Origin of the sequence: uncultured Sunxiuqinia sp. (genome assembly GCF_947495665.1) — a bacterium.
GTDB classification, from domain to species: domain Bacteria; phylum Bacteroidota; class Bacteroidia; order Bacteroidales; family Prolixibacteraceae; genus Sunxiuqinia; species Sunxiuqinia rutila.
In genome coordinates this window covers 80,939-101,289 of sequence record NZ_CANLZV010000016.1, presented here as the reverse complement: position 1 = coordinate 101,289, position 20,351 = coordinate 80,939, and the positions used below count along the sequence as shown (strand labels likewise).

Annotated in this window: 14 protein-coding genes; 12 read left to right on the top strand and 2 right to left on the bottom strand. The window is 40.9% G+C overall.

From position 1 onward, the window contains the following. Nucleotides 1–280 precede the first annotated feature (280 nt). Complete coding sequence (locus Q1A18_RS16375) at nucleotides 281–415, bottom strand: hypothetical protein (RefSeq protein ID WP_299583090.1); 135 nt, start codon at nucleotides 413–415, stop codon at nucleotides 281–283. Nucleotides 416–655: 240 nt separating this feature from the next. Between Q1A18_RS16375 and Q1A18_RS19140 the strand changes: the two genes are divergently transcribed. The 4 genes from Q1A18_RS19140 to Q1A18_RS16360 all read left to right on the top strand — a co-directional run bounded on the left by Q1A18_RS19140 (nucleotide 656) and on the right by Q1A18_RS16360 (nucleotide 4,930). After that, entirely contained in the window at nucleotides 656–913 is a 258-nt protein-coding gene (locus Q1A18_RS19140) for a hypothetical protein (protein ID WP_363322899.1), read from the top strand. Nucleotides 914–1,086: 173 nt separating this feature from the next. Next, a complete protein-coding gene (locus Q1A18_RS16370) occupies nucleotides 1,087–1,320 on the top strand; it encodes a TIM-barrel domain-containing protein (protein WP_299583087.1) in 234 nt (77 codons plus the stop codon). A gap of 13 nt (nucleotides 1,321–1,333) precedes the next feature. Continuing rightward, on the top strand, nucleotides 1,334–3,058 hold the full coding sequence (locus Q1A18_RS16365) for a sulfatase-like hydrolase/transferase (RefSeq protein ID WP_299583084.1): 1,725 nt from the start codon (nucleotides 1,334–1,336) through the stop codon (nucleotides 3,056–3,058). A 330-nt stretch (nucleotides 3,059–3,388) separates the two neighbouring features. After that, nucleotides 3,389–4,930, top strand: coding sequence for an arylsulfatase (locus tag Q1A18_RS16360; protein WP_299583081.1), 1,542 nt, complete (start codon nucleotides 3,389–3,391; stop codon nucleotides 4,928–4,930). Nucleotides 4,931–5,540: 610 nt separating this feature from the next. Here Q1A18_RS16360 and Q1A18_RS16355 read toward each other — a convergent pair. Next, a complete protein-coding gene (locus tag Q1A18_RS16355; RefSeq protein WP_299583078.1) occupies nucleotides 5,541–5,864 on the bottom strand; it encodes a hypothetical protein in 324 nt (107 codons plus the stop codon). Between the two features lie 398 nt (nucleotides 5,865–6,262). On the opposite strand from Q1A18_RS16355, the gene Q1A18_RS16350 reads away from it, so the two are divergent. The 8 genes from Q1A18_RS16350 to Q1A18_RS16315 all read left to right on the top strand — a co-directional run bounded on the left by Q1A18_RS16350 (nucleotide 6,263) and on the right by Q1A18_RS16315 (nucleotide 20,228). Then, nucleotides 6,263–7,663 (top strand): sulfatase, encoded by a 1,401-nt coding sequence (locus Q1A18_RS16350; RefSeq protein ID WP_299583075.1) that lies wholly within the window; start codon nucleotides 6,263–6,265, stop codon nucleotides 7,661–7,663. Between the two features lie 340 nt (nucleotides 7,664–8,003). Further along, nucleotides 8,004–8,588: an RNA polymerase sigma-70 factor gene (locus tag Q1A18_RS16345; protein WP_299583072.1), complete on the top strand. Its 585-nt coding sequence runs from the start codon at nucleotides 8,004–8,006 to the stop codon at nucleotides 8,586–8,588. 448 nt (nucleotides 8,589–9,036) lie between these two features. Further along, on the top strand, nucleotides 9,037–10,089 hold the full coding sequence (locus Q1A18_RS16340; RefSeq protein ID WP_299583069.1) for a FecR family protein: 1,053 nt from the start codon (nucleotides 9,037–9,039) through the stop codon (nucleotides 10,087–10,089). Between the two features lie 195 nt (nucleotides 10,090–10,284). After that, entirely contained in the window at nucleotides 10,285–13,512 is a 3,228-nt protein-coding gene (locus tag Q1A18_RS16335) for a TonB-dependent receptor (protein ID WP_299583066.1), read from the top strand. A gap of 11 nt (nucleotides 13,513–13,523) precedes the next feature. Further along, a complete protein-coding gene (locus Q1A18_RS16330; protein WP_299583063.1) occupies nucleotides 13,524–15,194 on the top strand; it encodes a RagB/SusD family nutrient uptake outer membrane protein in 1,671 nt (556 codons plus the stop codon). 201 nt (nucleotides 15,195–15,395) lie between these two features. Next, nucleotides 15,396–16,544, top strand: a complete 1,149-nt coding sequence (locus Q1A18_RS16325) for a glycoside hydrolase family protein (protein ID WP_299583059.1) — start codon at nucleotides 15,396–15,398, stop codon at nucleotides 16,542–16,544. Between the two features lie 43 nt (nucleotides 16,545–16,587). Continuing rightward, nucleotides 16,588–17,673 (top strand): glycoside hydrolase family protein, encoded by a 1,086-nt coding sequence (locus Q1A18_RS16320; RefSeq protein WP_299583056.1) that lies wholly within the window; start codon nucleotides 16,588–16,590, stop codon nucleotides 17,671–17,673. Beyond that, complete coding sequence (locus Q1A18_RS16315; protein WP_299583053.1) at nucleotides 17,643–20,228, top strand: glycoside hydrolase family 95 protein; 2,586 nt, start codon at nucleotides 17,643–17,645, stop codon at nucleotides 20,226–20,228. Before Q1A18_RS16320 ends, Q1A18_RS16315 begins: the two co-directional genes overlap by 31 nt. The last annotated feature ends 123 nt before the right edge of the window (nucleotides 20,229–20,351 follow it).

Below are 20,351 nucleotides of genomic sequence, written 5' to 3'. Positions count from 1 at the left end.
TTATCAAATTTGGAGAACGATGCAAACTAAAACTCTAATAGCAAAATATAATTGACACAGTTTAATGAACACTACCGTTAGATGTTTGTAATGCCTTATTTAAAGTGTATCGGATGAGTTATCCGATAGGTTTGCAAAACACAATAAAGCAGGTGATTTCAAAAACATAACGAATTGTAAAATAGTGTTATTCTCTTGGTATCGGTTCTTCATCGGCTGTTGTTTAACGTCGGGTTTTTCGGTAATGACTAATGTATCCTTTATAACGCTGGGGATTTCGTCAAAATAGATATTTCCCGGCATCTCGGATTTCATCAACCAACTCTTTCAAATAAGTATAGGCTTTGTCTCGCAATAATTTCGATTGATTTTGATCGGCTTTATCGCCATTGGCCAAGCCTAATAGATTGCCCATTTCTTCGGCTTTAGTCGCTGCAAGATCTAATTTTGAGAGGTCGAAGCCAATCTTTACGATAAGTATAGCGGAAAGTATGGAGCAGTTCATTGCGAAGATCATAGGCTTGCGGAGAGAGTCGTGACCAATCACGTTGGGCTTCTTGTTGCGAATAGCGGTCCTTAAACCAGATGGATTGAGTTTCGCGGCAGGCGCCGGTTCTGACTGGGAGATCCTCTATTTGCTCGGAAGTAATTCCTATTGTTGCCAGTTGTTCCTGGTCGTCACGGCTCCAGTGGTAGAGGTTTTCGGCTTCCTGTAAGTAAACATCAACAGAAATTGTTGAGTGTTGAGAATGGGGATATTCTCGATATGGCTCCTCATAAAATACCTCAACGCAAAGCTTTCATAGGAAAATGTCTGTTGTTATTGAGATCCACTGATACTCCGGGTGATATTACAATTTCGGCATATGCAAAAGGATTAAATTCTGCAACGTTGATGTTAAGGTCACATTAACATCTTTATATAGGTGTTTAAAGAGATGCTGAGAAATTAGGCATCAATTTCTAAAAGTATCATTTTTGTAGGTTAATTCTAACTATTAGAAAAAGACTTAAATATTTTTTTTAAAAAGACGATATGAAAAAGTTACTTACCCTGTTTAGTCTTATGTTTTTTTTTACAAGTGTATGCAGACCATCAACCTAGATTTTCCAAAGCAAGGTTTTGTAAACGTTGTTGACCAATTTATGTTGGGTGAAGACATCCTGGTTGCCCCAGTTGTGGAAAAAGGTGCTCGGAAACGTACGGTTCAATTGCCAAAAGGAAAATGGGAAACCCCTTCAGGCAAAGTCATAAGAGGAGGTAAAAGCCTGGAATTTGATGTTGCCTTGGATGAATTGTTGTATTTTAAATTGAAATAGAAAATAAGACAAAATGGTAAACAAAGTACGAAGTTATTCCAAATATTTTTTAGTCAATATGGGAGTATTAGGCTCTCTAGCCGGTTTCGCTACCGAGCCACGAGATTCCTTAACGACAAATAACCAGATAGAAAATGAATATGCTAAAGTGTGGCCACAAGTAGAGTCTGTTACTAGTGTTGCTAATAGTCCTAATTTACTATTGATTACAAGTGACCAGCAGCATTGGATGAGGATAGGATACAATGATCCTAATATACAAACGCCCAATTTAGACCGATTGGCTAGTCGAGGCGTTATTTTCGATCGGGCCTATACTGTTAATCCAACTTGTACGCCAACAAGAGCCAGTTTAATTACCGGAAAGTTTCCGTCCCAACACGGAGCATGGTCCTTAGGGACGAAACTACCTGAAGATGAAAAATTCATAGGAGATTATTTATCCGATGCCGGATACTTTACGACTCTCATTGGGAAAGCTCATTTTCAACAGCTAAAAGGAACTTCGGAATACCCATCGCTGGAAGCATACCCGGTGCTTCAGGATTATGAATTTTGGGAAGAGTTCACAGGTCCTTTTTATGGGTTTGATCATGTCGAGCTATGCCGAAACCATACCGATGAGGCGCATGTTGGGCAACACTACGTGCTTTGGATGGAGAAAAAATTAGCGGCAGAAGGAAAAGATCCAAAAGCATGGAAAGCATGGTTTCGTATGCCTACAGGAACAAGTAAGGCTCAGTATGGAGAATGGAATATTCCGGAGGAGTACCATTACAATGTGTTTATTGCTGAGCGAACAAACGCCATGTTGGAAGAAGCCGTAAAAAATGATCAAAAATTCTTTGCCTGGGCAAGCTTTTTTGATCCGCATCCATCCTACATTGTTCCAGGGAAATGGGCAAGCATGTACGATCCAGAGGATATGCAAGTTCCTAAGTTAGTACCTGGTGAATTGGATGATATGCCGGAACATTATCAGATGACGCAGGCTTCGCCCAAAGAAGCGGATGCGTATTTTAAAAAGTTTCAGGAAGAAAATGGGAACTGGTGTCATGGATTTCATTCACACACAACTTACGCTGGAGCTAAAGTTACCGAAGCGCGAAAAGCCAGAGATATGGCTATTTATTATGGTATGATCTCAATGATGGATCATTATATTGGTAAAATCCTCGATAAAGTTGATGAACTGGGAATTGCTGACAATACATTAATTGTATTTACAACAGACCACGGACACTTCCTCGGAGAACACGGCTTGGTTGCCAAAGGCCCTTTTCACTATGAAGATGTGCTAAAAGTACCGATGATCGCATCTTGGCCGGGAATTATCCCCCAAGGAAAGAGAACAGAGGCCTTACAGTCCTTAGTTGACATAGCACCAACATTAATGGCTGCAGCTGGGCTAAAAGTTCCATTAACCATGGCCGGTCAAAATAGGCTTGAAAACTGGAAAGATGACACCGTTGATGTCCGTAATCATGTTTTGATAGAAAACAGGCATCAGCCAACAACAATCTATCAAAAAACTTATATCAACAATCGGTACAAACTTACTTGGTATATGCTTCAAGATGAAGGGGAGTTATTTGATTTGAAAAATGATCCTCAAGAGCTTCATAACCTATGGAATAAGCAGGAGTATAAAGAGCTTAAACTAGAACTTTTACTCAAGGCTCTAAAAGCTGATATGCAGAAAGAGCCATTAGTTATGCCAAGAGTGGGAGCTGCGTAGTTAATATTAATTTCCCACCCTTTTCCGCCTTCTTCCAGCTATGGGGGAGGTGCTCTTCCAAGGGGGAGCAGGATTTCCAATACATTTTGTAAGTTCTTCCAGCTAAAAAGCCAATCTTTCCAGCCAGGTGGGGGATCACTCCTCATCTTGTGGCTGTAGGGATTGGCTTTTGTTATTATTATTTTGACTTCATCGATGCATGTCTATCCTTTCTTCTCTGCTTTTATTCGTTTTTTTATAGCTTTAAGCCTTTGAAATTATGCTGTCGGAAAGAGAGTCATTGACTAAACAATTCTCTTCCAGGGACAGCAACCTGATAAAACGCTACTCATGAATACACTAAGAAAAAAGATTCCGGGGCTGGTTTCAGCTTCTATGGCAAGTTTAATGCTTGCACCTTCCTGCACTCCGGGAAGTCAATCCGAAACAAGTTCGCCAAAAACGCCCAATATTGTTATTATCTATGCGGATGATTTGGGTTATGGTGATGTCAGTTGTTATGGTGCAACAGAACTAAAAACGCCCAATATTGATAAGCTGGCAGGCGAGGGAGTAAGGTTTACGCAGGGCTACTGTACTTCGGCTACCTGCACGCCCAGTCGGTATGGAATGTTAACCGGGCAATATCCGTGGCGCAATAAGCGCGCTCAGGTACTCCCCGGCGATGCGCCGTTGTTAATTGAGCCGGGTAGTGTAACCCTTCCATCGATGCTAAAAGAGGCCGGATACCGGACGGGGATTGTCGGTAAATGGCATCTGGGTTTAGGCGAGGGAAGTATTAACTGGAATGAAGAAGTTAAGCCCGGGCCCCGGCAAGTGGGGTTCGACTACGACTTCATTATGGCTGCTACGAATGACCGTGTTCCAACGGTTTATCTGGAAAAAGGCCATGTGGTTGGCTTGGATCAAAATGATCCGATTGAAGTTAATTACAGAGAGAATTTTGAGGGGGAACCATCGGTCCCCGAAAATCCGGAGTTGATCAAGATGAAATCAAGTCATGGACATGATAATTCGATTGTGAACGGTATTGGTCGGATTGGTTTTATGAAGGGCGGCGAAAGTGCCCGATGGATTGATGAGAACATGGCAGATACTTTTCTGGTGCGTGCTCAAAAATTTGTTGAGTTAAATAAAGACGAACCTTTCTTCCTCTATTATGCTTTGCATCAGCCTCATGCTCCCCGTGTTCCTCATCCTCGTTTCGCCGGAAAGTCAGGACTCGGACCAAGAGGAGATGTCATTGTTGAAGCAGATTGGTGCATTGGAGAGTTTATGAAGACTCTGAAAGAAAATGGGCTTGACGAAAACACGATTGTCATATTTTCGAGCGATAATGGGCCGGTTGCCGATGACGGTTATCACGATGAATCCGAAACCTTAATGGGAAATCACACACCTGCCGGACCTTTACGCAGCGGAAAATACAGTTTGTATGATGGTGGTACGCGTGTCCCATTTATCGTGCGCTGGCCAGGACAGGTAAAACCAGGGGTGTCTGATGCCATGGTTTGCCAAATGGATTTCCTGGCATCTTTTGCTTCGTTATTGGGGATTCAAATTGAAACAAAAGATAGCGAAGATATCCTTCCTGCTTTGTTAGGAAAGACGGAGAAAGGACGTGAAGACCTGGTTGTTCAGGGAATGAGGACCACGGCATACCGTAATGGCGACTGGTCATTGATTCTTCCACAGAAAGGGCCCAAAATGGTGCCATGGGGAGTGAAAAATGAAACAGGTTTCGACACCGATGTACAGCTTTACAATCTGGCCAGCGATATTGGTCAAAAGGTTAATGTTGCCGAAGAAGAGGTGGAAAAAGTAAAGGAACTTACCACTAAGTATCAAGAGATCTTGGACGATGAGCTGTAGTTAAGTTTTAGGAAAGGTCATTTTCCAAGCTTTTTCGCCTGCCTGTAGCGCTGGGAGCAGGCTTTCCAATTCATTTACAAGCAAGATGAATTAAAACATCCCAATGTCAACAACAAAAGCGCCCAAAGCCCGATTCCCATAGGCTTTGGGCGCTTTTTGCTTTAAGGGTAGAACCATCATCTTCCATAAGATCGTCATGATCTTCTACCAGAGAATGCCTCGCTGACGGGGTAGCGTCATCATCTTATACCCGATAGCCTCCATCGGGCGGGGTAGGATCATCATCTTCCATAAGATAGTCATCATCTTATACCAGAGAATGCCTCGCTGACGGGGTAGCGTCATCATCTTGTGCCCGATAGCCTCCATCGGGCGGGGTAGAACCATCATCTTCCATAAGATAGCCATGATCTTCTACCAGAGAATGCTTCGCTGACGGGGTAGCGTCATCATCTTATACCAGATAGCCTCCATCGGACGGGGTCGGATCATTCGCTGATGGAAGATGACTTTCCTCTTTTAATGCTGAAAACAGGGGGTTTAGTTGGGAGCAACGGGGCAAAAAAAATTCCGCCTCGGTAGTGAAGCGGAACTTTTAACGATTGCAAAATTACTTTTTGCGTAGCTGGCGCAATTGATGCACCAAACTGTTGTCCTTCCCCAGTAAACCTTCAATCAGGTTTATGAAAGCCGATGCATCGTCGTAAGCTACTTTAAGCGTAGCATTCGCATGTTTGGTGGCATCAAGCGCAATGGCCTGGGCTTTTTGTTGTTCTCCCTCGGCTTCATCGGCTGTTTGCAGTTTTGTTTTTAGCTCGGCAGAGCGCGCGGTCGGATCGTAACCCGCATCGGTAAGCATGCTGGCATTTTGATCGACCATGACAATGACCTGCGAAACAAAATCACGACTTTCTTTTTCATTAAGTGTTGCCATAATGATTAAATTAGGCGATTAGAATAACGAAGAATTTCGTTGTTAACTGTGGGCCGCCCGAAGTTTCGAAGGCCGAGGGCGGCCTCTTTATCAACCGGTCTTATGAAAGGCGGAGTACATACCAATGCCTTGGTATGTGAACAGAGCTGGTTAAAAATTGAAACGATAAACGAGGCTAATCGTGCCGTTATTTTTAACTAATCCACAAATTATGAATATTATTCATAATGGGCAAACTGTTTTGGAGCATTCAAAACTGAAAATGGAGTCTTGACACGGCACGGGATTAAGGGGCTACACACATCTGGCAGTCTGAAATCTGAAAATCGAAGGAGCTATTTTAATGATTTTGGCTAGCTTTAGAGGATCTAAATAGACACTTAATTACTACTAAAACTATGAATTTTAAAACGCTCATTGGTCTGTCAGGCCTGTCTTGCCTTTGCTTTTCACATTCAACAGCACAGGAAAATACCTTGAAGCAACCTCCCAATTTCATTCTGATTGTAGCTGACGATTTGGGCTACGGTGATTTGGGCTTTACCGGAAGTACGCAGATTAAAACGCCCAACATCGATCGGTTGGCGGCCAACGGGGCTGTCTTCTCGCAGGGCTATGTTTCATCGCCGGTTTGCAGCCCTTCGCGGGCAGGGATATTAACCGGGAGAAACCAGGTCTCATTTGGACACGACAATAATATTGGAGGCAATCAGCCCGGTTTTGATGAGGCGTTTTTGGGCTTGCCTTTAACCGAAAAGACCATTGCCGATCGCTTACATTCCCTGGGGTATATCAATGGTCTGGTGGGGAAATGGCACCTCGGCGGTCAGCCTCATTTCCACCCCTTAAAACGAGGCTTCGACGAATTTTGGGGCTATACCGGCGGCGGTCATGACTACTTCACTTCAGAACCGGATGGAAAAGGTTATAAAAGTCCGATTGAATGTAATTATAAAGAACCATCAGCAATTACCTACATTACGGACGACAAGGGGGCCGAATGTGTTGATTTTATCGGGCGTCATAAGGACGAGCCTTTTTTTCTGTTTGCTTCGTTTAATGCACCTCATACGCCCATGCAGGCTACCAAAGCAGATTTGGAATTATATCAGCACATTGAAAATCAAAAGCGGCGAACCTATTGTGCCATGGTGCATCGCCTGGATGTAAATGTGGGCCGGATTATGGATGCTGTTGAGGCAAACGGAATAGCCGATAATACCTTGATTGTTTTTATCAGCGACAATGGTGGGCCTACGAATTCCAATGCTTCAATCAATGCCCCATTTAACGGGCAAAAAGGAATCTTACTGGAAGGCGGTATCCGAACCCCGTTCATCATGAACTGGAAGAACACTATTCCTGCAGGGACTGTGTCAGCAGATCCTGTTATTTCGCTGGATTTAGCTCCTACTTTTTTTGAATTGGCAGGCGGCAAAACTACCGGGGAAGAACAATTTGATGGCGTTAATCTTTTGCCATACATCAAAGGAGAGATTGATGGGAAGCCGCATGATTCTTTTAACTGGCGGTTTACCATTAGTGCTGTTATTCGGGAAGGAGACTGGAAGCTGATTCGACTGCCTGATCGTTTTCCTGTCTTGTATAATTTGAAAGAGGATTTATCCGAACAACATGATCTTGCGCTTGAAAATATCGAATTGACAAAGGCATTGCTAAAGAAACTGGGGACTTGGGATGTTGCTCAACCGCATCCGGTATTTCTGGAAGGAGCTGAGTGGCGAGCGAATCAACTAAACTTGTACGATAGAACCTACCAGTTAAGTCAACCAGAATGAGATGTCATTGGGATATTAATTCCGCTTAACGATAGTATATGCGAGCGTGAGCAAGTCTATATCTTAAAAAGAAGTAAAGATTCTAGATGTTAGATATTAGACGCTAGAACGTGGACTCTAGTAATTCGCCCCCCTGGAAATTGTCAATGAAAAAAACGATCTGATTAATCTTTCAGTTTTTTTCTAATTTTATCAGTTCAAAAGTTCCATGACAATAGTTTTTTGTCGCACCAGAAGCCCGATAATGAAAGGAAGGAGCAGGCTAAGACTGAAAACTATTGATGGATATCTAAAAATCTAAAGTCTAGTGTCTAACAGCTAGTCTCTTATTTGAAAAAGGATGGAAATTTCGCCGGATAAACTTCAAAAACTAGCAACCCGAATTCGTGGTGGTGAGATCAAAGCTTTTGATGAACTCTACGAGCTCTACAGCCAGCGGTTGTATGGCTTTGCATTTTCAATGCTGAAAAACAAGGAGGATTCGAAAGAAATTGTGCAAGAGACTTTCTTGAAAATTTGGAGTCGACGAGCTGAGATAGATACTTCGCATTCATTAAAATCATTTCTGTTTACGATTTCCCATAACCTAATTATTGACCTTTTTCGCAAAAGGGTAAAAGAAACAGAATTTCAGTCTTATCTGAAATATTATTTTAGCCTGAACAGCTCTGAATCAGCAATCATGGTGGAGTTTCAGGAGTTGAATGAGGAAGTTCAGCGCTTAATTGCCGAATTGCCTGAAAAACGTCGTCAGATTTATAAGATGAGCCGGGAGGATGGACTAAGCCACAAGGAAATAGCATCAAAGTTGGGGTTAAGCACGAAAACGGTTGAAAACCAAATCAATTTGACCTTAAGGCATCTTCGTGCTCATATTGATTCCAATAGTCTATTGGTGTTACTTTTTATGGCTTTATTTAGTTGATAGTCTGTTTTCGGTTTTCAGATACTATCGTCATCACGAGTGAAACGAAGTGATCTGTCAACGGAGAGGACTTAGGTTTCAAGTTCGAAGTGCTTAAAGTTGAGGAAGAAGTTTGAAACGGTTTGAAATAGTTTGAAGGGGGGGATGGGTTCGAATTCCCAATTTCCAGTTTGTCCGAACATCTGAGAATCTGAAAGTCTAGCATCTATTGTCTTCTTGTCTTGGCTCTTGAGGCCTAATGTCAGGAATTTTCAAAAAAATAATAATTTCTTTTGGGGGGTAGACCACGTTTTGGCGTAATGCTTTTGACCGGGCTTAGAATGAAGATCTAAAGTAACAACAGCATGCCGAAAACGAGTTGGATAAAAGCATCAAACAAGAAGAAGTATTTTGAAGAAAATACATCAAAAAAAGGTTTGTCACAGATGATCACAAATAATTTCAATCAATGAAGAAAAAAGATGAAATAACGACTTTAATCCAGAAGTATCTGGAAGACAACTGCAGCACGGAAGAACTGGACGAGCTCATTCATCTTTTAAATAAAGATGGGGATCATCAACAAGTTGAAGGCGCGCTTTATGCGTATTGGAAAAATAAATCGTCCTATAAAAATGAACTGGAAAAAGAAGAGCTGGATGAGATGTTAGCGCTTATCCATCAGCAGTTGATTACGGCAAAACCTCGCTCTAAAGCACCCATTCTAAGAAGCCTGAAAAATTATTTTGTGCGGGCTGCAGCCATTTTATTTATTCCCTTATTGCTTGGAACACTTTGGCTGACTGTGGATAAACTAAAAAGTAAGCAGCCAGCAACCATGGTTGAACTGGCAACGCCTTTCGGATCAAAGATTAGAACAACTTTACCCGATGGAACCGAAGTGTGGCAAAATGCAGGAACCATATTGCGGTACCCAAGCTATTTCTCCGGAAAAAATCGCGAAGTGGAGTTGATTGGAGAAGCCTACTTTCATGTTGTGTCAGACAAAAGCAATCCGTTTTATGTGAAAACAAAAGCCGGAAAAGTGAAAGTAACCGGAACGCGATTTAACCTATCTGCCTATGAAGAGGATGCTTATTCGTCGTTAGTCCTGGAGGAAGGAGAAGTCCATTTCCTTACTGAAAAAGGGCAGGAGATTAGGTTGCTTCCAACCGAAAAGCTTGTTTATACGAAGCAAACGGGAGAGTTGGTCAAACAAAAAGTGGATGTGGAGAAATACACTGCCTGGACTGAAGGAAAACTGATTTTTAGAAATGATCCTTTGGCCGATGTGGTTCAACGGCTGGAGCGCTGGTTTCATGCAGATATTGAGTTGGTGGATCCCGATGGTAGCCTGGCAAATCACACGTTTACACTTACCATTGAGCATGAAACCTTACCTCAGGTGCTGGATTATATCACGCAAGCTGCTGATTTGAATCTGGAGAGTAAGCGAATAAAATCCACAGATGATAAATCAATACATAATGCACAATATCGAATATCAAAACATAAAAACTAGGAGCCTATGTAAATACGGAAAGGAATTAAAAAAACTAAAAAGGAGGATGCTGGAACATCCCCCTTGCAATTAGTTAATTAGACAATCTTCTGGAAAAAATTGTAAAATTCTAACGATCACAAAATTATGAAAAAAAATCGAAACCGGTTTGGCTTGGTTCTGCCTATTTGTCAAGTCCGGAAAATTACACGGATTATGAAACTATTCGTATTATTAATGACTATTTTAATTAGCCAGACTTTTGCTATTAGTAGCTATTCGCAAGATAAGCTGCTCTCATTAAGACTGACTAATTCCACGGTAAAAGATGCTTTAATCGAAATTGAAAAAAGCAGTGAGTTTTATTTTTTGTACAGCAACCTTCTTGTTGATGTTGACCGACAGATTAATGTCGATTTGAATAACAAGAAAATAGAGGAGGTGTTGGCCGATATTTTTCAGGGAACAGAAACGATTTTTGTCATTAACGACCGACAAATCATTCTCAAACCTGATTCGAAAGATGCTGATTGGCTGGGAATGCAACAGAAGCGAACTGTAGCAGGTAAGGTGGTGGATGAAAATGGTCAACCCCTTCCCGGAGTAACCGTGTTGGTGAAAGGAACCACTCAGGGAACAGTTACCGATTTTGACGGAAACTACACGATTGATGATATCCCCTCCACAGGCGTATTGATTTTTTCTTTTGTAGGAATGCAGGCGCAGGAAATTGTTGTTGGGAATCAAATGACTGTTAATGTGACGATGGCAGAAGATGCGATTGGAATTGAGGAGGTTGTAGCTGTGGGTTATGGAGTGCAGAAAAAGAGTGATATTACCGGAGCAATAACATCTGTCGATAAAGAGGTGTTGGAAAAAGGAACTTCAGCAAATTTACTGCAAACCTTGCAAGGAAGGCTTGCCGGTATTAACATCACTAACCAATCTGCAAGTGCCGAACAAAATGCGGTAATGATGGTACGCGGTCCCTCTTCTCTTAAATCATCATCTGGAGAGTTTAATACAGCAAATGCTCCGTTAATAATTGTTGACGGAATTCCATACAGTGGGAGTTTATCGTCTATAAACCCAATAGATGTTGAATCAATAGAAGTATTAAAAGATGCATCATCATCAGCAATTTATGGAACCCGGTCATCAAATGGAGTAATTCTTATTTCGACTAAGAAAGGAGAGAAGGGCAAAATTTCTTTACAATATCGGGGTACTTACGGAATTTCTGAAATTACCAATATCCCTCATATGATGTCGGCTCAGGAATTTTACGACTGGAAGCTAGCCTATGATGAATCGGCATCAAACGATCCTACTAAGGCTTTTACAACAAGCGAACTTGAGAACTACAACAATGGTGTGTTTACGGATTGGATTGATCTTGGAACACGAACAGGAAACCAGCAAGAGCATACTTTTTCTATTTCTGGAGGTTCTGAACGTAACAAATATTATTTCTCGGCAAATGTACTTCAGGTAGAAGGAATTGCTGAAAACGACAAATTTGACAGATATAGTTACAGGCTAAATTTGGAACAAGAAATTACAAAGTGGCTGAAATTTGGAACCAATACCAATATGCTTTATGCAAACAGAGATGGGAAAAGCATCAGGTTTCACGATGCTTTTTATATGAATCCACTTGTTAGCCCATATGATGAAAACGGTGAGATTAAAATAAATCCCTGGCCTGAAGATGTTTTCTTCGACAACCCTCTGGAACCATTAAATCATGATAATCAAGACCGTGAATACAAGGTAATCACCAATAATTATATTGATCTCGATGTCCCGTTCGTTAAAGGATTAAATTACCGATTAAATACCGGTATTCTTTTCCTGTATCGTAATATGGAAAACTACGAAGGAGCTGGAACCAAAAAAGGATTTACAAATAATGGAGCACTGAGTGTTGATAACAGGAATACAAACAATTACACTGTTGAGAATATCTTAACGTATAAACGTAGGTTTGATGATCATTCGTTGTACTTTACTGGTCTGTATAGCTTTGAAATGAACGAGCTAAAAATCAGGAAACTGAGTGCTTCAAATTTTCCTCTCCATATTCTTGGCACCTATGGGGCGCACACCGGAGGTTTGATAATTCCTGATGACGGATACTCAAAATCTACTATTTCATCGTTAATGGGACGTTTAAACTATAACTATAAAGGGAAATATCTGCTGACAGGAACAGTGCGACGTGATGGATATTCTGCATTCGGAGATGATACAAAATACGGGATTTTCCCATCGGTTGCAATTGGATGGAATATTGGAGATGAAGCTTTCATTGATGACAATATCTCATGGATTGATCAAATTAAACTAAGAGGATCTTGGGGAAGAAACGGGAACCAGGCAGTTAGTTCATATTCAACTCTTGCAAAAACCATAGAAAGAAGTTATCTGGGAGGGAGTAATGCCACCGAAACTGCAATTGGCTACGTGCCTGGATCTCTTGCCTCTCCTGATTTGGGCTGGGAGTTTTCAACAACTATTAATGCAGGTATTGATTTTAGTTTAAATAAAGGACGTTTTTCTGGAAGCTTTGAGATATACAAAAAAGAATCAGAGCAGATACTTGAGGAGAGAATTCCTGCAATTTATGGGGTAATTGGGAATAAACGCTTGCGTAATATTGGTATAACAGAGGTGAAAGGACTAGAACTAACTCTGAATACAAAACTAATAACTAATAGGGATTTTAGCTGGGATGCTGGTATTGTTATTGATGGATTCAGGGATAAAATTGTTTCTTTAACACAAGGCCAAACCGACGATGTTGCCAACAAGTGGTTTATTGGTGAGCCGTTCATTGTTTATTACGGCTATGAATTTGATGGAATATGGCAAGAGGGTGATAATATTGTTGAGGGACGTGAACCCGGAGATGTAAAAGTGAAAGATTACTTTAAAGATGGTGTCGTCGACATGAATGACAGACATATTATAGGACAATATTATCCTGATTTTTCTTATTCAATCAATACAAATTTTAAATACAAAAATCTGAGTGTTGATATGCTGTTCCAGGGAGTATACGGTAATGAAAGACCTAATGGACTATACGATTACGAACAGCACTGGGATGCAAGGAGAAACAGTCTTTTCATTAAGGAATACTGGACCCCGGATAATCCAATTAATACATATCACTCTAATAAATTATATGGAAATCATCCAACCTACCATGTTGACTTTTTTGAAGATGCTAGTTATCTGCGCTTTAAGAATTTGAATATTAGCTATGATTTTACACATTCAAAACTTAATGTAGCGAATTTTGCACAATTAAACCTATTTTTTAACGGAAGTAACTTGTTTACCCTTTCCAAATGGACTGGTTTAGATCCTGAATTTTCCGATCAAACAAGTCAACCACTATCCAGGACATATTTAATTGGAGTAAATGTTACATTATAAAATTTAGAACAATGAAAGGAATAAAATATACTATAATACTGGGCATATTTTTATTTGTGATGCCGTTGTTTAACGCTTGCACAAATAATGATTTTTTAGATGAAGACGTAAAAGACAGGATTCTGATAGATAACCTTTACCAAAATCATGTTGGTTTTGAGGTTGGATTAAATGGACTTTATGCAACTTTGCTTCAAGAACATCGTGGCAGTATAGGGGGTGGTACTGCATATCCTACATTTACAATGATGAAGGGAGGAATGGATAATGTTTTTGCGGTCCTTTGGCCAGATGATAATATAGCAGTTCAAGACCTTAAGGATAAAAGTAATCCGGAAGTTTTTTTGTATTATCACACATGGTCATGGCTTTACGAGGTTATTAATGCGGCTAATACAATCATTTCACGTGCAGAAAATGAGAATGTTGATTGGGGGGGAGGTAAAGATGACGCAAAAAACCTCTCAAATAAAAACATTGTTATAGCAGAAGCTCGTTGTATAAGGGCATGGGCTTACCGTCACTTAACAAACCTTTGGGGCGATGTCCCTTTGCGGCTGGAAGAGTCTGGAAGTAACAATATCACAAGGACTACTGAAAGAACAAATGTTCGGGAGATTGAAAATCAAATGGAGGAAGATTTTAAATTTGCTGTACTCCACTTACCCAATGTTCCAGAAAGGCCTGGTAAAGTATCTAAAGCAGTGGCACAACATTACCTTGCAGAGTTATACCTGAAATGGGGAGATTATGCGAAAGCAGAACAAATGGCTGATAATGTAATCAACAGTGGAGACTATACGCTTGTAACAGACAGGTACGGTGTAACTCAAAATAGACCTGGCACGCCATTCTCTGATCTATTTTTGGAAGGTAATGTTGGAAGAAGCCAGGGGAATACCGAGGTTTTGTGGTCATGGCACAGGGAGTTCAGCGTTATCGGAGGTGAAAACTTTTCAATTCACCGAAGGTGGTGTGTGTGGCCTTATGACCGTTATTATTACGACGATGTCAGTGGAAAGAAACTGAAAGTTACTTATGAACGGGGAGGCCGTGGCCTTGCTGCTATGGCTATGACCAAATGGGCATTGGAATTGTACGAAGATGGTGATGATCGTAACAGCGAGCACGCAATGCGCAGGTTCTTTATTTTGGAAGATTCGGAAGAGGTTAATCTTGAATACAATAAGTTGGGCGACACCATTTGGATTGACATAACAAATACAGAAGAGAATTTTACGTTGAAAACAATGTGGCCTTCTGCAAGGAAAAATGAATGGGCTCTGAAGGAGAATCCTAGTGATGCCTATCAATATGATGACAGCAACTATCTTCGGTTGGCGGAAACCTATTTTTTACGCGCAGAAGCAGAAATAAAGCTTGGCAAATTGGATGAAGCAGCTGAAACTATCAATATAATAAGAAGACGGTCAAATGCTTCAGATATAACAGCAACAGAAGCAACTATCGATTTTTTGCTTGATGAACGATCAAGAGAGCTTGTTTGGGAAGAACACAGAAGATATGTACTGGTTAGGAATAATAAATATGTTGAGCGTCTTCAGGCATATAATCCTCTCGCTGCTCCAAATGTAACCGAGAGAGACAGATTATTTCCAATCCCACAGGTAGAGATGGATCTTTCGCCAGAGACAATGGTTCAAAATCCTGGATGGAAATAGTAATCTTAGGCAAAACATTTAAAACAGGAAAGAGTAATCCTTTCCTGTTTTAAAACAAAATTAACTACAATTATTAAGAAAAAATTGTTTAAAATATTGATGCGTACTGCATAAAAACGTTGATGGAAAAGGGGAAACATCAGTAGAGTTTGTTACTGACTGTTTGCTCTTTTTAATAAAACAAAATATTAATTGAGAAATATGAACTCAAAAAAGAGCTTTCTAATTATTTTGATGGGAATAACAGCATCAGTATTCTTTGCTGGATGTTCATCAGATAACACCGGTGAAAAGGCAGATAATACAAAACAAAGAGAATGGTACAACCTAATCTACGATAGAATAGGTACTGCTCCTGTTGATGGTGGTTTACAAATGGAAGATTACTGGGTTTGGGGAAGTGCTGTGGTAAAAGGTGATGACAGTTTGTATCATATGTACGCCAGCCGTTGGCCTAAAAAAAATCCATTTCATCCAGGGTGGATGGTGGCTTCTGAAATAGTTCATGCTGTATCAGAAACACCTGAAGGGCCATATGAATTTAAAGATATAGCTTTGGGTGCCAGGGGAGCACAATATTGGGATGGCCGCTCGGTGTTTAATCCGCAGGTGGTAAAATATAATGATTTGTATGTATTGTTTTATGCTGGTACTACGTATCCTTTTGATGATGTTACCAATCCCGATACATTAAAACTGGGTACATCTTACCCGGTAGTAGCCCGTTCGAATAAACGTGTTGGTATTGCGACCTCAAAAAGTCCGTATGGCCCATGGGAGCGAAGAGATACACCTGCTTTGGAAACAAAACCTAATACGTTTTATAGCTTTTTAACGTCGAATCCAACTCCGTGGATCAATGAGGATGGTAGCGTTATACTGATGTTTAAATCACGCGCCTATCGTGACAAGTACCCTTATCAATCGAGGATGCAGATTGGTATGGCCACGGCCCCTGATATAAACAGTGTTTTCGAAGTGGTTTCCGACGAACCGGTATTTAGTGAAGACAAATTCGGTATTATTGAAGATCCTTTCATCTGGAAAGATGAGAGCGGCTATCATATGATTGCCAAGGATCAGTACGGAAAAATTACAAACCATCATCATGCAGGTGTTATGGCTCACTCTAATAACGGAATAGACTGGGAGCTGGATAAACAACCTCTGGCCTACGAAAGAGTTATCAATTGGAGCGACGGCAAATCCATCAAGATGGGACAGTTGGAGCGCCCGTTTGGTTTAATTGAAAATGGAAAAGTAACCCATTTGTTTTTTGCAACAATGGATGGTCTTGGAGGCTTTAACAGATCTACAAAATCGTGGAATATGGTGTTGCCATTAAAGTAATTGAAAAGTGCAGATTAATTTGAAAATAAAAAATCTTGTTGAAATGGAAAAGTTTTTATTAATAGTTCTATTGCTTTTGGCAATGTTAGGAGTCAAAGCACAGGAAATCACTAGTGCTGATCAGAAAGTAAATAAGAGTTTTGCCGATCAGCTGGTTTTTAAAGAGGTAATAATCGAAGATGACGACTTTCATATCTGGGGATCCTCGCCGATATGGGGAAATGATGGGCGTGTACATGTATTTGCCTCACGAATTCCAATAGTTAACGACAAGGAAACACAATATGGTTTTAACCATTGGTATGCTACTTCGGAAGTTGCACACTATGTGGCAGACAAGGTTGAGGGACCTTACAAGTATGTAAAGACCTTACTTAAGCCAGGACAGGCCAAAGAGGGAGCCTGGAACACTGGATCGCAGCATAATCCATTTATAACAAAGATTGGAGATGAGTTTGTACTGCTTTATGTAGCAAATGCCTCAACGATAAGCAATAGGAATGCTTCAAGTTTTCGGATAGGAATGATGAAAACCCGGGATTTGAATGACGCGTGGGAAGATTGTGGGTATGTTTTGTCGGCACCCGAAAAAGACGATACCCTTGCCTGGAGTTATCCGCTGCGGGCAGCCGGCAGGGGCGTCGACAACCCAGCGTTGTTACATCATCCAAATGGTAAATTCTATCTTTACTACCGTGTGAAATGGAAAGGATTGGAAGGAGATAATACTTATGTAGTGGCCATTGCTGATAAGCTGGAAGGCCCTTATGTTCATGGTCAGAAGCGTTTAATAAATAACACACGCTATATCGAAGATCCTTACGTTTTTATGGATGGCAATACAATTTGTATGTTAGTTACCGATAACTACCGCAATAAAGGGCTTTTGCTGCGTTCCGATGACGGACTTTCTTTCGATTTCAACCAGGCTGAAGAAGGTTTTCATGTGATGGAGCGGTACATTGATAAAAACATTGTTAAACAGGCAGCCAATTACCGTCATCCTAAGTTTGAACGACCTCAGCTGCTTCTTAAAGATGGAAAACCAACTCACCTTTTTGCTCCGGGGGGATGCAATATTAATAACGGACCCGGGACGTGTTGTTACTTGCTGGAAATTACTCAGTAAATGATGTTGTAACTAAATTTAAAGACTATAATTTAGTGATTTGTGATTTCCAGATAACAGTATTACTTATAAAAATTAATATCATTATGAGATTAGTTTTAAGTTTATTACTTGTAACATTCCTGATAATTGAGTGCCAACCCGCAAAAACAGAATATGACACAAAACTCTGGTACAACAAACCCGCAACAGATTGGTACGAAGCCCTGCCGATAGGTAACGGAACACTTGGAGCTATGGTTTTTGGTGGAATAAAAACCGAACAACTTCAATTAAATGAAAATACGCTTTATTCGGGTGAGCCCGGGCAACGCCACGTTAAAATTGATGTGAGCCAAAGCCTCGGAAAAGTAAAAAAGCTTATTAAAGAAGGTAAGCTCGATGAAGTAAACAAAATTGTAGCAAATGAGTGGATAGGTAGGGCACAACCCTGCTACCAGCCTTTCGGAAACCTTTTCATTGAATTTGACCATACAGACAGTGTTCTAAATTATAGACGTGAACTGGATATTTCGGAAGCCATTTGCCGGACTTCCTATTCTATTGATCAGGTTGATTATGAACGTGAAACTTTTGCAAGTTACCCCGATCAGGTAATTGTAACAAACTTGTCTTCATCTGAAAAGGGGAATTTATCTTTCTCCATCGAATTGCAAGGAGCACATCCAACGGCCAGTTCAAAGGTTGAAAATAACGTAATTGTCATGAACGGGCAGGCTCCGGCATTGGCACTTCGCCGATCTATAAAGCAGGTTCAAGACTGGGGGCAAGAGTGGATGTATCCTGAATTGTTCGACGAAAACGGTAATCCAATTCCTGGAACCGAAACGACCATGTATGGCGACAAGCTGGATGGCAAAGGTACTTTCTACCAGGGGCGTGTTGGAATTGTGTTGCAAGGTGGCACCTTAAAAGTTGAAGGTAACAGACTAGTCGTTTCAAATGCAGACCAAGCAAAAATCATTCTTTCAGGCGATACCAGCTATAATGGTTTCGATAAAAGTCCTAGTAGACAGGGTGTTGATCCCTCTATTATGGCTTCATTCAATCTGAAGAAAGCTTTAACAAAAAGCTATGGGGAATTGAAAAAGGCTCACCTAGATGATTATAAGGAGTTATTCGACAGGGTAAGTTTTACTTTGGGCGAAATGACCGAACAAAGTAAGCTGCCCACCAACCAACGTCTTGAACTGTTTAAAAACGGGAAAGATCCTTCAATGGCCGCACTTTTCATGCAGCATGCCCGTTATCTTACCATTGCATCGTCGCGTCCCGGAGGTCAGCCCATTAATCTTCAGGGAATGTGGAATGATTTGATTATCCCACCTTGGGCCAGTGCTTATACCATGAATATTAATACCGAAATTTACTATTGGATGACTGAATCGGCGAACCTAAGCGAATGTTCAGAACCAATACACCGCTTTACCCAAGAGTTATCGGTAGATGGAACAAAGCATGCAAGGGAAAGCTTTGGCTACAACGGTTGGACGGCTCACCACAATACAACTATCTGGCGTTGTGCGCAGCCTGTTGATAATGGGTGGTGTTCGTTTTGGCCCATGGCAGGAGGTTGGTTATGCCAGCAAATTTGGACGCACTACCGTTACACTAAAGATCAAGAGTTTTTAAGAGAATACTGGCCGGTAATGAAAGGTGCAGCACAGTTTTTTAATGACTGGCTCATTTTTTCAGATAAAGGTTATTATACTACCCCAATTGGATCATCTCCGGAAACCGGATATTATCCGGAAGGAGCCGATTACAAAACTCCTTTTAGTGAGGGGGCTACCATGGATATAATGATTGTCAAAGAGCTGTTTTCGAATTGCATTGCGGCAGCTGAGATTCTGGATACAGACAGCGATTTTGCCCAAGTGTTATCTTCAAAACTTAGCAACATGCAACCCTACCAAGTTGGCTCTAAAGGGCAGCTACTGGAATGGGATAAGGAATACAAGGAGATAGATCCGAAACACAGACACATATCTCATCTTTATGCGTTGTCACCAGGTTATGAAATCACCAAAGATAAAACTCCGGAGCTGTTCGATGCTGTAAAGCGGACGCTTGAAATTAGAGGGGATGAAGCAACGGGATGGTCGATGGCTTGGAAAACGCATTGCTGGGCGCGACTAAAAGATGGAAACCATGCCTATAGAATTCTAAATAACCTGTTTGTTCCAGGAGATAGGCGCAAAGCAGGATTATTACCAAGTTTACTTGCTTCTTGTCCTCCATTCAATATTGATGGAAATTTTGGTGCTGGTGCTGGGATCATTGAAATGTTGCTTCAAAGTCACGAGACGAAAGAAGTTGCCGGAGAAGAAGTTCCGATCATTGAATTGTTGCCGGCCTTACCAGATGTGTGGGGTGAAGGAGAAATAGAGGGATTAAGAGCAGCAAATGGCTTTGAGATAGCTATAAAATGGAAGGAAGGAAAAATTGTAAAGGCTACTGTGAAGTCTCTATTAGGAGAGCCGGCGATTGTTCGATATAATAGTAATGATATGCTACTAGATATAAAAAAGGGCGAATTGTTTTCATTAATTTAAATAAGCATTTTACGGAGAAACATTGCATAGCCTTTCCCGCCTTCTCTCAGTTCTGGGAAGTAGGCTTTCCAATACATTTTGTAAGTTCTTCCAGCTAAAAAGCCAATCTTTTCAGCCAGGAGA